This is a genomic window from Sphingobacterium multivorum (assembly GCF_039511225.1).
Classification (GTDB): Bacteria; Bacteroidota; Bacteroidia; order Sphingobacteriales; family Sphingobacteriaceae; genus Sphingobacterium.
Map to the genome: position 1 here is coordinate 1,978,946 of NZ_CP154261.1, position 13,385 is coordinate 1,992,330.

Below are 13,385 nucleotides of genomic sequence, written 5' to 3' on the forward strand. Positions count from 1 at the left end.
CTTTTATTCAAATCAGTGGTCAAATTTAATAAAATCTTTATAACTGTTCACTTGTTTTTCCAAACCTTCTTTCGCGTTGCTGGTAATCGACGATGGATTTAAATAAATCTTCTTTCGTAAACTCAGGCCACATCTTATCAAGGAAGCATAATTCTGAATAGGCAATTTGCCAGAGTAGGAAGTTGCTTATTCTCAATTCCCCGCTAGTACGTATCAGAAGATCAGGATCGGGTAGGTTTTGTGTATAGAGGTTTGCAGCGAATAACTCATCGTTGATTTCTTCCGCATGGAGTTTTCCGTCTTTTACTTGTTGGGCTAGATTCCGGGCGGCATCTACAATTTCTTGTCGGGAACTGTAACTCAACGCTAATGTCAATGTACAGTGTGTATTTTCTTTCGTTGCTTCTATGGTTTCCTGTAGCTTCTTTTGTGCATTTGAAGGTAGTTTGGTGATATCACCAATGACATTCAAACGGACGCCATTCTCCTGAAAAGTTTTGATTTCTTTTTTAAGGGAAGTAACCAATAGCTCCATGAGTGCCATTACCTCGAGCTTCGGCCTATTCCAGTTTTCTGCAGAAAATGCATAAAGTGTCAGAAATTTAATATTTGCTTTTACACATCCTTCTAATGCTTCTCGTACCGCTTTTACACCGTTTTGATGCCCAAATACACGAAGTTTTCCTTTCTGTTTTGCCCAACGGCCATTGCCATCCATGATGATGGCTATATGCTGTGGCAATTTAATACTATCTATCTGATCTAAAAAACTCATTTTTGCTGTTTTCAATAAAATGAACACCTTAGGCATCAATGCTATTTTGGCGTTTTAAAACCTACTTTTGGTTTCCTGTATTGCTATCAATGATTATTGTTTGTTTAACGTACTTTTCATTGATTAATTATCGCACTTGGATTTCTATTTTGGATGTTCTTATTCCGTCTTTCTTTATTTCTTCCAAATATCGATTTTTAATTGGAAATTTAGAAGGACAATATGTAGAAAGATTGTTTTGTGTGTTTCTCTTCATACCAAGCGAGCTTGTGCGAAGCGAATCGATAGCCTAATAATTTCTGACATCGATGCCCCAAAGTAATTTTTCACGCAGTGTGCTGAAAAAGCTTTCATGGGGGAGTCTAATGAGATTAATAGTAAACGGAGCCTGTTTAATGGTTAATTTTACCGATGTATCAATGGACTCGTTTTTGGAATCACAGCTTAGGATGTATTGATTGCTACGACTCTCTATTTCCAATTCAAGGGTAAACTGATTCGAGATGACAATGGGTCTTACATTGAGGTTATGCGGAGAGATGGGGGTAATGACAAAATTGCCACTTTCCGGCATAATAATAGGTCCGCCGCAACTCAACGAATAGGCTGTGGATCCGGTAGGTGTAGCGATAATTAGTCCATCTGCCCAGTATGAATTCAGGAGTTCGCCATTGATGCGTGCATTGACCGTAATCATGGCCGAGCTGTCGTAACGAAAAACGGTAATGTCATTGAGCGCGTAATGATTGCCTTCAAACAAATTTAACTGTTCAGATTCTACGGAAAGCAGCACGCGTTTCTGTATCGTAAAACGCTGGTTCAGTATATCGTCGATGGCATCCTCAAAATCATTTTTATTGATGGAAGCTAAAAAGCCGAGGCGTCCAAAGTTTATTCCTGCAATTGGAATTCCGGAATCTTTAATCAGGGAAACAGCAGATAACATGGTTCCATCTCCGCCCAAACTCAACATGATGTCAATATGATCTTTGATTTCTTGATAGGAATCGTATGTTGAGAAGTTAAAGGCGCATTCAAATTGTGATTGCAGAAACTCATGAAATGGATTATATACCCAGATCTCCATATTTTTATCGACAAGATATTCAAATAAGTGTTTCACATGTGGTATAACAGAGGGCTGAAACTCTCTTCCATATATTGCGATTCTCATATTGTTTTCAATTTATGGGGCAAAGATGAGAAAAAACTAATCCTAATCAAATGTTAATATAATTCATAAGCTGCTGATAACGGTCGGCAGTGTCGTCAAATGCAGCTATGGTATTATGGGTTTCAAGAATTAAATAGTTGTGTCTTAGGAATGAATTCAGTAAGGCGTTGATGTTTGACTTGTCGACTTTAAGGGTAACTTCAATATTGTCACTTTCCAAATTTATTTTGGTTGCGCAATTGAGGATTCTGCAATTGTCACTTTCAACTAGATGAGCAATCTGTGAAAGTGAAAAATCGTGTAGGCCAGTTGCCAACACGATAATAGCTCCAGATTCGTTTTGTGATTGAATTGAACTTATTGCCTTTAATATATCCAATTGCGTTGACACACCAATATATTTGTTGTCTTGATCTAAAATAGGAATGATTGTGCTATTATATACCGTTATCATCACCAGGGCATCATAGGGGTGTTGATTGAACTTCAGCTGTATAGGGGCCGTATTTATTTTTATGGAAGAAAGGGGAGCATCTTCATCTTCCGCATCCAATAAGATGGTTTCATTAACCAGGCCAATATAGTCGTCACCATTTAAAACGACTAATTCTTTACAAAGCATATCTTGCAGCTTCTCTAGCGCCTGTTGTATTGAATCAGCATTTTGAATACTGAAATCAGCATTTGAAAGAAATTGACTTATTAGCATACTCAAACTTAATAAAAAAACTAGGTGAAAAGAAATTTTACAGGATCAGATTTATGCTTAATTCGTTGATTGCTTGTTATACCCAAAATAGGGCGCACCGAGAAAGACTACATTATTGCAAATAAGTGCAATTTTAAACTTTAAAATTGTACTTTTATTACCATTCTGTTATTATTTTTGTCAACGAATTGGAATAGGCCTAAAAACTGGGCTTAAACGGAGGTGAAGTATTTTTAATTGGAACAGTAAGATTGATGATCACAAGCGAGAGTAAAAAGTTTATTGATATACGTGAAGTTATTCACAAAAAAAATGCGGGCCTTGCTAAATGGATTCCGTCTTTTTTACTTAATTATTTAAAAAGGACAATTCATGAAGATGAGATAAATGATATCATGACGCGCTTTGCAGATCTTCAGGGCCTGGATTTTGTTGATGCATTGATCAACGATTTGGATGTCAAGGTCAATTTGTATGGGGCAGAAAATATTCCAGTATCGGATCCGGTTATTTTCGCGTCCAATCATCCTTTGGGCGGATTGGATGGTATTGCATTTATGCACGCTATAGGTAAATATAGACGCGATGTGAAGTTTTTAGTTAATGATATTCTTCTAAATATAGGTAATTTGCGGCCTTTGTTTGTCGGTGTAAATAAGTTGGGGGGGCAAGGGAAACAGGCCATTTCTGCGATTGAGGAGGCTTATGGTGCAGATGATGCGCTATTGGTATTCCCTGCAGGTTTGGTTTCCAGAAAACAGAACGATGGTCGTATAGAAGATCTCGAATGGAAAAAAAGTTTTATTAGCAAAGCAAAAAAATATAAAAAAGATGTCATTCCGGTGTTGATTGACGGTAAAAACTCTAAGTTTTTTTATAATTTTGCAAGGCTTAGACAGAAATTGGGTCTCAAGGTAAACATTGAAATGTTATATTTACCTGATGAAATGTTTGCTCAACGCGGACATACCGTCAATATTATAGTAGGAGAAAGAATCCCTTATACAGCGTTTGATCAATCAAAAAACGAAAAAACTTGGGCTGAGGAAGTGAAAAGAAGGGTTTATGGATTGGCTCAAGAAAAATAGAATTTATGCAAGAAATTATACCTCCAGTTGATAGAGAATTATTGAAGACCGAATTGAATAAAGAAGTCTTCTTACGATATACCAACAATGGAAATAACGAGATATACTTAATCAACTATCATAATTCGCCAAATGTCATGCGTGAAATTGGGCGTTTGCGGGAGTTGACTTTTCGTGGCGCAGGGGGAGGTACAGGACTTTCAATTGATATCGATGAAAATGATACATGCGAAGATTGTTACGATCAGTTGATCGCATGGAATCCCGAAGATGAAGAGGTGGTTGCCGGTTATAGGGTAATCAAATGTGCTGAGGCTGGTGAAGTAAATGGTATACCCAATTTATCAACAGCACATTATTTTCAGTTTTCCGAATTATTTACGAATGAATATCTACCTTACACCATAGAGTTGGGACGGTCGTTTGTACAACCTAAGTACCAACCAGCCATCGACAATAGAAAAGGAATTTTTTCATTGGACAATCTTTGGGACGGTTTAGGAGCTTTGGTGATGCTTAACCCTGAAATTAAATACCTCTTTGGTAAAGTGACCATGTATCCACATTATAATAAAGATGCACGGGATATGTTGCTTTATTTTATGGACTATTATTTTCCTGATCACGACAAATTGGTTCTTCCTCTTCCGGAATTGGAAATCAAAAATGATTACGATCGATTTGTCGGCGTATTTGATGGGCTGGATTATAAAGAAGGATATAAGGTGTTAAATAGCCACGTGAGAGCATTGGGAGAGAATATTCCGCCGCTGATCAATACCTATATGAACCTTTCGCCTACGATGAAATCATTTGGTACTGCACGTAATGATGAGTTTGGTACGGTAGAGGAAAAAGGTATACTGATTGTAATTGATGATGTATATCCTGTGAAAAAGGAACGTCACATGAATACATTTGATCGGGATCGTGAATACGGTCATAGAAAACCCAAGCGTGGATAACAAAATAAAAGGGGATTCAATTTTTGAATCCCCTTTTATTTTGTTCGTGCAGCGCGACCTTGATTAGGCCGGTTTTATACAGATATACAGTGCAAAGGCTAAAATGGCGCCCAAGATCGGTCCTAGGATTGGAATCCAGGCATAAGACCAGTCGGAGCTACCTTTTCCTTTGATTGGCCAAAGCGCATGAAATAAGCGCGGGCCAAAATCCCGGGCAGGATTGATGGCATATCCCGTAGTCCCACCGAGTGAGAGACCGATGGCCCACACCAGAAATGCAACGGGTATCGCACCAAGGGAGCCCATGCCAATGGGAGCTGTTTTTCCATCGATGGTAACATCTTGACCTGTTATGAAGAAAATTACAAAAATCAACACAAAGGTTCCGATAATTTCACTTGCCAGATTTGTTGATGTATTTCGGATGTTGGGTATAGTGGCGAAAACACCAAGTTTGGTCGTTGGGTCTGCTGTTGCATCGAAATGGTCTTTGTGCATGATGTAGGTTAACATTGCACCGCAGAAACCACCGGCGATCTGTGCGAGAATATAGCCGGGTACTTCCATCCAAGGGAGGCCATGATTGAGGGCGACGGCAATGGTTACCGCAGGATTGAGGTGGGCTCCGGTGTAGGGGCCGGCAAATACAACTCCTACATAGACTGCAAGTGCCCATGCGGTGGTGATTACAATCCATCCTCCATTTTCTCCCTTTGTTCCTTTTAAGATAACGTTGGCCACAACCCCATTGCCTAAAAGAAGGAGAAGGGTTGTGCCGATAAATTCTGCTAAATAATGGTTCATGCTTGTTGGTTAGTTTTCGGTCCAGTACTGTAATGCTTTGACTCCCTTGGTCCAGAGTTTAATGATCTTTTTTGTTTGCTCTTCTTGCTCTGCTTCAGGTTCAAATATACGATCCTGTGCCCAAAACTTTGATATCTCGTCTTCATTTTTCCAGAATCCCACAGCCAATCCTGCGAGGTATGCTGCCCCCAAAGCTGTAGTTTCGGTAATTTTGGGGCGTACAACTTTGCTGTTTAGTACATTGGCCTGAATCTGCATGAGTAGATTATTTGCTGTTGCACCGCCGTCTACACGCAATTCTTTGATCGGTATGCCACTATCGGCTTCCATGGCTTGCAGCACATCGCGTGTCTGCAGGGAAATTGCCTCTAAGGAGGCGCGTGCAATGTGGCCATTGGTTGTTGCACGCGTAAGGCCAAATAGTGTGCCTTGTGCACGAGCGTTCCAGTATGGAGCCCCCAGTCCGGCAAATGTAGGGATAAATGTGACACCGCCATTATCTTTTTCTGTCAGCGCTAATTGTTCTACGTCTGCCGATTTGTAGATAATGTTGAGGTTGTCGCGTAGCCATTGGACCAATGCCCCGCCGATAAATATGCTTCCCTCCAAGGCATATTCTGTTTTCCCGTTGATTTTCCAGGCGACAGTCGTTAAAAGGTTGTTCTTTGAACGGATTGGTTTATCGCCGATGTTCATTAACATAAAACATCCTGTGCCGTACGTGTTTTTGACCATTCCCTTTTCAATACATTGCTGTCCGAACAGTGCCGCCTGCTGGTCGCCAGCAATTCCAGCTATCTTGACTTTGTGTGCAAAAATGGTTGTCCGTGATTCGCCATATATTTCACTGCTTTCTTTTACTTCGGGCAGCATGGCGGCGGGGATGTCAAATAATTCGAGTAGCTCCTTATCCCATTCCATGTTATGAATATTAAAGAGTAAGGTGCGGGAAGCGTTTGTTACATCCGTAATGTGAGCATCGCCACGGGTGAGGTTCCAGACGAGCCAAGTGTCAATAGTTCCACAGATTAATTCCCCGTTTTGTGCTTTTTCCCGGGCACCTTCCACGTTATCCAGAATCCATTTTATTTTGGTTGCAGAAAAGTAAGGATCTAATATTAGGCCTGTTTTTTCCTGGATCATCTCATGTTTTCCGGAGCGACGTAACTCGTCGCAGTAATCGGCTGTGCGTTTATCTTGCCAAACGATGGCATTGTAGATGGGTTTTCCTGTTTCTTTGTCCCAAACGACCACTGTTTCACGTTGGTTGGTAATGCCAATGGCGGCAATATTTTTGCCGTTTAATCCTGCTTTTGTGGTTGCTTCTGCAGTGACACCTGCCTGTGTTGACCAGATTTCATGTGGATCGTGTTCAACCCATCCCGGTTGTGGGAATATTTGCGTAAATTCCTTCTGGGCAATGGAGACTATATTTCTGTCTTTATCAAAAATGATAGCTCTGGAGCTGGTGGTACCTTGATCCATTGCCAAGATGTATTGTTGTTCCATAATTGAGTAATTGAGTATTGCTGGTTATTTTTGTATTACTTTAAGATATAATTTTTTGCAACGTTTTGAAAATGCACTATTTGGTCATTTTGCCAATCTTCATCCTTATTCAGCTCTTGTGCGAGTATTTTTGCCACTTCGGGAGCAGCTTCAATTGCGGCTTTTGCGTCGAGAAATAGCATCCGTACCCGACGGGATAGCACATCTTCCACAGTCCTGGCAAGTTCATTGCGTGCTGCCCAAACAACTTCGGCCTTTTTGAACTCAAGATGTGGGATTAATTTTTCGTCCCATTGAGGATTTTCCTGAGCCAACGCGTTGATGGCTTCTTGGTCCGCACCATAAATATACATATGGCTGCTTCTGTCGGACGTTGGAATGGCGCTATAGATCTTTTGTGCGGCAGACCGGCTTTCTTTTTGTGGTAAACAGCCAATTTTTATTGCTTTGTCTAGGGTATCTTGGCCCATTCGACGGAATGTTGTCCACTTTCCGCCAGTTAAAGTCAGTAATTTGGAGTCGCTAACAATAACCTTGTGGCTTCGCGAGATCTCTTTGGTCTTGTTTGAGTTACCGGTAGGGGCTGCCAGTGGTCGGAGGCCAGCGAATACGGCCAATGCATCCGCTCTGGTTGGTTGTTTTGTCAAGTAACGTCCCGCCGTTTTCAGAATAAAATCGATCTCCTGCTCCAAAGCTACCGGTTCAAGGCTATGCTCGTCTATCGGTGTATCCGTTGTTCCCACAATGACTCGATTATGCCAAGGTACCAGAAAAAGGACCCGTCCATCATCCGTTTTTGGAATCATAATGGCATCGTCGCCCGGGAGAAACGATTTGTCAAATACCAGGTGAACCCCCTGGCTGGGGCGTACCATTTGTTTGGCTTCCGGTCTATCCATTTTTAAGATATCATCGACAAATATTCCTGTAGCATTGATAACAGCTTTGCCTTGTATGGTGAAAACTTCACCAGTTTCGGTATCATTGGCGATGACACCGTTTATTCGTCCATCGCTGTCTTTGCTGAGGTTATTGACCCTTACATAATTTAGGGCGACACCGCCCATTTGTATACAGGTCTGCGCAACGTTGAGCGCAAGTCTGGAGTCGTCAAATTGTCCGTCTTGATAAACCACGCCTCCATATAACCCTTTGGGTCGTACAGTGCTTATGCGATTCAGCGTTTCTTCTTTATTGATATGAATAGACTTTCCTAAACTTAATTTACCTGCAAGCAGGTCATATATTTTCATTCCAATGGTATAGAATGGGCCATCGAACCAGCTGTAGTTTGGAATGATAAACGATTGATTTTTAACAAGGTGTGGGGCATTTTTTTGAAGTAAACCTCTTTCGTGAAGCGCTTCTTTAACCAAGGCGATGTCGCCCTGAGCCAAGTAGCGTACACCACCGTGAACAAGCTTTGTTGCTTTGCTTGAAGTGCCTTTTGCAAAATCAACCTGCTCCAATAAAATTGTTTTGAACCCTCGGCTTAACGCATCTAATGCAACACCTAATCCGCTGGCACCGCCGCCTATGACGATAACATCCCACGTACTCGTATCTCTTATTTTTTCTATCAGTTTTGACCTGTTGAATTCTTGGTGTTTCATTTTGTTTCGTTTTGGATTTTTGTAGTGAATCTTCTGTGCTTCTTTTACTACTTCCTTTACACTAAGTTATGCTATATTTGTTGAATTTTAAAGGAAATTAAATAATATTTATGTTAAGATAAGGTGTTTGTTTTTGTTTTGTTTTGTTTTTATTTTAGTAAAAGGAAGTCTTTCTTGTTTTTATCAGCGACCTGAACCGCGTATCAATAGGTTGCCTTTTTACTTCTCCCCAATGGTGATATGTTGAATAACACCCCTATGCTGATCACCTAAGGTCATGTATATCGGGCTTAATCGCATTTTTAGGAATCCGCTGAAATACGGTCCGTTGTAGTCCTGGGTGTTTTTTTTCATGGTCAATAGCTATATCATGTTTAACGATTATGTGCTGCTTATGTTTTGGTTTGGGAAAATGATTTTGTAATTTTAGATCAGTATTTAATTTATTTATGATGAGAAATATAAGATTATTACTGTGTGGAGCTATTGTGTTTTTGGGGACGGTACTCGTACAGTCCAAAGCGTTCTCACAGCAGCTTGCTACAGCTCAGGATCTTTCGAAGCCTTACAATCCAGATGCCAATGCACAGAATGATATTGATCAACTATTGGTTCAAGCAAAGAAAGAAAAGAAAAACATCGTCATTCAAGCCGGTGGGAATTGGTGTGTCTGGTGTTTAAGATTTAATGACTATATTCATAAAACAGCAAGTGTCGACAAGTTGTTAAAGAGTCATTTCCTCTATTATCACCTCAATTATTCAAAAGAAAATAAAAATGAAGCTGTGTTTCAAAAGTATGCCCCTGAAGGCAATAAACTAGGTTATCCATTTTTTATTATTTTGGATAGAAATGGAAAGACATTGCATGTACAGGAGAGTGGCAGTCTGGAAAAAGGAAAGGGCTATGATGAAGAAAAAGTGCTTAATTTCTTTAACGCCTGGGTTGCAAAATAGCAATTATCGACTTTGGCATTTCTAGTCGCGCTAAAGGAAAATACCCAGCAATCCTTTCCTAAACAACGATACAGTCTGAAAGATTAGTACCTTTTCTTCGTACTTGCTTCGTACCTGCTTCGGATCATCAATAGATCTTGTACAGATGTTGTACAGATATTGTCCAGTCTCCAAACAGGAAAAGTCTGTACACTACTAGGTCAACAGTCGTAACGGAATTGGGCAGCTCCGAACGTGGTCCGAAGCAGGTACGAACACAATATGAATAAAAGCCAGCTGCCGCGGCCATGTCCAGCATCGTTTAGGTAATCTCCTTTATGCTATTGTCTTTGTCTGTGATTTTGCCTTTAATTTACGCCCAATTGTAAATAATGGCGGATAGGCTGAAAATAAAAGGTCTCGTTCCTAAGAAACGAGACCTTTTATTTTGGCTTAAAATAGCTCTTTTTTACGAGGATATTGTTTTGATCCCCCAATGACGAGCGTGCTTACTCTTGATAGAATATCTTATTGGTAGCCTAACAATTTCATTACTTGTTTGGAGTTTTGCTCCTCACCGAAAACCTCGTAGTTGAATGTTTCATCTCTATTGCGGCGTACAAGCACATGTTTGGGTGAAGGAAGTAAGCAGTGGTGGATGCCTCCATATCCGCTTAATACATCTTGATATGCTCCGGTATGAAAGAATCCCAAGTACTGTACCTTACGGGTCTTAGGCATAAATACCGAGTTCATGTGTGCCTCCTGATTGTAATAATCCTGTCCATCGCATGTGATGCCACCTAAATTGACGCGTTCGTATTCTGAATCCCAGTTATTGATCGGCAATAGAATGTATTTTTGATTCAATGCCCATACATCCGGCAAATTTGTAATGAATGAACCATCAATCATAAACCAACGTTCGCGATCGTTTTGTTGCTTGCGGCCCAAAACTTTATAGAGGATACCTGATGCTTCAGCAACGGTGTATTTGCCAAATTCGGTAATAATATCTGGTTCCATTACCTCATGGTGAGCACAGATTTGTTTGATACGGTTGACAATCTCGTTGACCATATATTCGTAGTCAAAGTCGTGTACCAGTGAATCCTTAAATGGCATGCCACCACCGATATCTAGGGTATCTAAATCCGGGTTTACTTTCTTAAATTTACAATATAAAGTAACGTATTTCTCTAATTCGTTCCAGTAATACGGAGTGTCCGAGATACCTGAATTAATGAAAAAGTGGAGTAACTTTACTTTAAAGTTTGGATTGTCGGCAATCTTGTTGTTATAGAATTCAACGACGTCTTCCTGGCGAATCCCTAGGCGAGAGGTATAAAATTGAGAATCTGGTTGCTCTTCGGAAGCAACGCGGATACCTAAAGCACAAGGCTCATCCAATTCGATTTCATCATCATAAAGGTTAAATTCCTCTTTGTTATCCAGTACCGGTATAATGTTTTTATATCCGTCGTGGATCATATCAACAATATATTGTTTGTACTGGTAGGTTTTGAACCCGTTACAGATCACTGTAATGTCTTTTGTTACTGTGCCCTGTCTTTCCAATGAATCGATCATCGGCATATCAAATGCAGATGAAGTTTCCAGGTGGATATCATTTTTCAAAGCTTCCTCTACGATGTGCTTGAAATGGGATGACTTGGTACAATAACAATATTTGTAAGATCCGCGATAGTTGTGTTTCAGAATTGCGGTCTGAAAGAGGATTTTCGCTTGCTGAATTTTTTTGCTGACGATAGGCAAATAGGTAAAACGTAACGGCGTACCGTACGTTTCTATCATTTCCATTAAATTCAAATCGTGGAAATACAATTCGTCGTCGATGATTTCGAATCCGTCTTGCGGAAAACCAACACTTAAGTCAAGAAATTCCTGATAGCTCTGCATTTTTTATTATTTTTGCAAAGATATACTTTAATGGTGAATACCTAAATAAGGAATGTTATTTATTTCCAATTCACTATCAGGAAGTTGTAAAAATTACAAAATCATTAAATGGCAAATTCTATTCAAAAGCGACTTGTTGAAGTCACTGTACAGGCAGTAAAAGAGCTTTACAATGCAGATATTTTAGAAACTCAAATTGCTTTACAAGCTACCCGAAAGGAGTTTGAGGGACAAATTACAATCGTAACTTTTCCCGTAACGCGCTTTTCGAAATCTTCTCCGGAACAAACCGGAAAGGAAATTGGTGCTTATTTGCAACAGCATATCGCTGAAATATCGGATTTCAATGTGATAAAAGGCTTTTTGAATATTGTTCTTTCCGATGATTACTGGATCACTTTGCTGAATCAGACCATAACGGCGAAGGACTTTGGTGTATTTCCTGCGAATGGGAAGAAACTGATGGTGGAATACTCTTCTCCGAATACCAATAAACCGCTGCACTTGGGGCATATCCGTAATAATTTATTAGGATATTCTGTTGCAGAAATCCTAAAAGCTTATGGTTATGATGTGATCAAAGCAAATTTGGTGAACGATCGTGGTATCCATATCTGTAAGTCCATGTTGGCCTGGCAAAAATTTGGCAACGGTGAAACACCCGAATCCACTGGACTCAAAGGCGATCACCTTGTCGGAAAATATTACGTTGTCTTTGACAGAGAATATAAAAAGGAAATCGAGGCATTAAAAGCTGAGGGGCAAACCGAAGAGGAAGCGAAGAAAAATGCACCTTTGATGCGAGAAGCGCAAGCGATGTTGCAGCAATGGGAGGCCGGTAATGAAGAGGTGATCTCCCTTTGGAAAACCATGAACAGCTGGGTGTACGCCGGGTTTGAAAAGACCTATAAACAATTAGGGGTCGATTTTGATAAATACTATTATGAATCCAATACATACTTGCTGGGGAAAGATATTATCCAGGAAGGTTTAGATAAAGGGGTTTTCTTCAAAAAAGAGGATAACTCCGTATGGATTGATCTAACTGCAGAAGGATTGGATCAGAAGCTTGTGCTTCGTGGCGATGGTACTTCGGTCTATATTACACAAGATTTGGGGACAGCACAATTGAAGTATGATGAATTCAAAATGAATGATTCTATTTATGTTGTCGGTAACGAACAGGATTACCATTTCAAGGTACTGTTTTTGATCTTAAAAAAACTTGGAAAAGCTTGGGCTGACGGATTGTTCCATTTATCGTACGGGATGGTCGATCTTCCTTCGGGTAAAATGAAATCACGGGAGGGAACCGTTGTTGATGCGGATGATTTAATGGCTGAAATGCTTAAAACCGCACAAGAACGTACTGAGGAGCTTGGCAAAACTGAAGGATTGGACGAGGAATCAAAAGCCGTGCTTTATGATACAATAGGAATGGGGGCACTGAAATATTTTCTATTGAAAGTGGATCCCAAAAAGCGCCTTTTGTTTGATCCAAATGAGTCTGTCGATTTCCAAGGTCATACAGGACCATTTATTCAATACACACATGCCCGTATCAAATCTGTTTTAAGTAAAGCTGAATTCGATTTTGACAGTGCTGTTTCTGTACCGACGACGATCTCTTCTTACGAGCGTGACTTGATTCAGCAATTAGGTGCGTTTCCGGAGACTATTGAGGCTTCTGCGCAAGAGTTTAGCCCTGCGCAGTTGGCAAATTATATTTATGAGGTAGCCAAGTTCTACAATAAATTCTATCATGAAGAGACGATATTGAAGGCGGAAGATGCTGATGTAAAGAACTTTAGATTGCACCTTTCGGCTTCTGCTGCAAAGGTTATTGCCAAAGGGATGAACTTATTGGGTATTCGTGTACCTGAAAGAATGTAA

12 protein-coding genes are annotated in these 13,385 nt (G+C 40.2%); 4 read left to right on the top strand and 8 right to left on the bottom strand.

Annotated elements, in window-relative coordinates:
* Positions 1-37: 37 nt before the first annotated feature.
* From AAH582_RS08100 to AAH582_RS08110, 3 genes are all read right to left on the bottom strand, one after another.
* On the bottom strand, positions 38-775 hold the full coding sequence (locus AAH582_RS08100; RefSeq protein WP_046671941.1) for an isoprenyl transferase: 738 nt from the start codon (positions 773-775) through the stop codon (positions 38-40).
* A 289-nt stretch (positions 776-1,064) separates the two neighbouring features.
* A complete protein-coding gene (locus AAH582_RS08105) occupies positions 1,065-1,949 on the bottom strand; it encodes an NAD kinase (protein ID WP_046671931.1) in 885 nt (294 codons plus the stop codon).
* Positions 1,950-1,995: 46 nt separating this feature from the next.
* Complete coding sequence (locus AAH582_RS08110; protein ID WP_046671932.1) at positions 1,996-2,658, bottom strand: CBS domain-containing protein; 663 nt, start codon at positions 2,656-2,658, stop codon at positions 1,996-1,998.
* A 254-nt stretch (positions 2,659-2,912) separates the two neighbouring features.
* Between AAH582_RS08110 and AAH582_RS08115 the strand changes: the two genes are divergently transcribed.
* On the top strand, positions 2,913-3,746 hold the full coding sequence (locus tag AAH582_RS08115; RefSeq protein ID WP_046671933.1) for a 1-acyl-sn-glycerol-3-phosphate acyltransferase: 834 nt from the start codon (positions 2,913-2,915) through the stop codon (positions 3,744-3,746).
* A 5-nt stretch (positions 3,747-3,751) separates the two neighbouring features.
* On the top strand, positions 3,752-4,711 hold the full coding sequence (locus AAH582_RS08120; protein WP_046671934.1) for a GNAT family N-acetyltransferase: 960 nt from the start codon (positions 3,752-3,754) through the stop codon (positions 4,709-4,711).
* Between the two features lie 63 nt (positions 4,712-4,774).
* Here AAH582_RS08120 and AAH582_RS08125 read toward each other — a convergent pair whose 3' ends face one another.
* From AAH582_RS08125 to AAH582_RS08140, 4 genes are all read right to left on the bottom strand, one after another.
* Complete coding sequence (locus AAH582_RS08125; RefSeq protein WP_343321776.1) at positions 4,775-5,515, bottom strand: MIP/aquaporin family protein; 741 nt, start codon at positions 5,513-5,515, stop codon at positions 4,775-4,777.
* 9 nt (positions 5,516-5,524) lie between these two features.
* On the bottom strand, positions 5,525-7,024 hold the full coding sequence (glpK, locus tag AAH582_RS08130; RefSeq protein WP_343321777.1) for a glycerol kinase GlpK: 1,500 nt from the start codon (positions 7,022-7,024) through the stop codon (positions 5,525-5,527).
* Positions 7,025-7,059: 35 nt separating this feature from the next.
* Positions 7,060-8,637: a glycerol-3-phosphate dehydrogenase/oxidase gene (locus AAH582_RS08135; RefSeq protein WP_343321778.1), complete on the bottom strand. Its 1,578-nt coding sequence runs from the start codon at positions 8,635-8,637 to the stop codon at positions 7,060-7,062.
* Between the two features lie 219 nt (positions 8,638-8,856).
* Positions 8,857-8,991 carry a hypothetical protein gene (locus tag AAH582_RS08140; RefSeq protein ID WP_343321779.1) on the bottom strand — a complete coding sequence of 45 codons (135 nt, stop codon included), beginning with the start codon at positions 8,989-8,991 and terminating at the stop codon, positions 8,857-8,859.
* 95 nt (positions 8,992-9,086) lie between these two features.
* Between AAH582_RS08140 and AAH582_RS08145 the strand changes: the two genes are divergently transcribed.
* Positions 9,087-9,593, top strand: a complete 507-nt coding sequence (locus AAH582_RS08145; protein ID WP_343321780.1) for a thioredoxin family protein — start codon at positions 9,087-9,089, stop codon at positions 9,591-9,593.
* Positions 9,594-10,100: 507 nt separating this feature from the next.
* Here the strand turns inward: AAH582_RS08145 and AAH582_RS08150 are convergent.
* Positions 10,101-11,492 (bottom strand): arginine decarboxylase, encoded by a 1,392-nt coding sequence (locus AAH582_RS08150; RefSeq protein ID WP_046675638.1) that lies wholly within the window; start codon positions 11,490-11,492, stop codon positions 10,101-10,103.
* 108 nt (positions 11,493-11,600) lie between these two features.
* Here AAH582_RS08150 and argS point away from each other — a divergent pair, with 108 nt between their 5' ends.
* Entirely contained in the window at positions 11,601-13,385 is a 1,785-nt protein-coding gene (gene argS, locus AAH582_RS08155) for an arginine--tRNA ligase (RefSeq protein ID WP_343321781.1), read from the top strand.

What these genes read in the sequence shown, in the direction of transcription:
- AAH582_RS08100 (WP_046671941.1), bottom strand. Translation starts at nt 775, where the DNA reads ATGAGTTTTTTAGATCAGATAGATAGTATTAAATTGCCACAGCATATA.
- AAH582_RS08105 (WP_046671931.1), bottom strand. Translation starts at nt 1,949, where the DNA reads ATGAGAATCGCAATATATGGAAGAGAGTTTCAGCCCTCTGTTATACCA.
- AAH582_RS08110 (WP_046671932.1), bottom strand. Translation starts at nt 2,658, where the DNA reads ATGCTAATAAGTCAATTTCTTTCAAATGCTGATTTCAGTATTCAAAAT.
- AAH582_RS08115 (WP_046671933.1), top strand. Translation starts at nt 2,913, where the DNA reads ATGATCACAAGCGAGAGTAAAAAGTTTATTGATATACGTGAAGTTATT.
- AAH582_RS08120 (WP_046671934.1), top strand. Translation starts at nt 3,752, where the DNA reads ATGCAAGAAATTATACCTCCAGTTGATAGAGAATTATTGAAGACCGAA.
- AAH582_RS08125 (WP_343321776.1), bottom strand. Translation starts at nt 5,515, where the DNA reads ATGAACCATTATTTAGCAGAATTTATCGGCACAACCCTTCTCCTTCTT.
- glpK (WP_343321777.1), bottom strand. Translation starts at nt 7,024, where the DNA reads ATGGAACAACAATACATCTTGGCAATGGATCAAGGTACCACCAGCTCC.
- AAH582_RS08135 (WP_343321778.1), bottom strand. Translation starts at nt 8,637, where the DNA reads ATGAAACACCAAGAATTCAACAGGTCAAAACTGATAGAAAAAATAAGA.
- AAH582_RS08140 (WP_343321779.1), bottom strand. Translation starts at nt 8,991, where the DNA reads ATGAAAAAAAACACCCAGGACTACAACGGACCGTATTTCAGCGGATTC.
- AAH582_RS08145 (WP_343321780.1), top strand. Translation starts at nt 9,087, where the DNA reads ATGATGAGAAATATAAGATTATTACTGTGTGGAGCTATTGTGTTTTTG.
- AAH582_RS08150 (WP_046675638.1), bottom strand. Translation starts at nt 11,492, where the DNA reads ATGCAGAGCTATCAGGAATTTCTTGACTTAAGTGTTGGTTTTCCGCAA.
- argS (WP_343321781.1), top strand. Translation starts at nt 11,601, where the DNA reads ATGGCAAATTCTATTCAAAAGCGACTTGTTGAAGTCACTGTACAGGCA.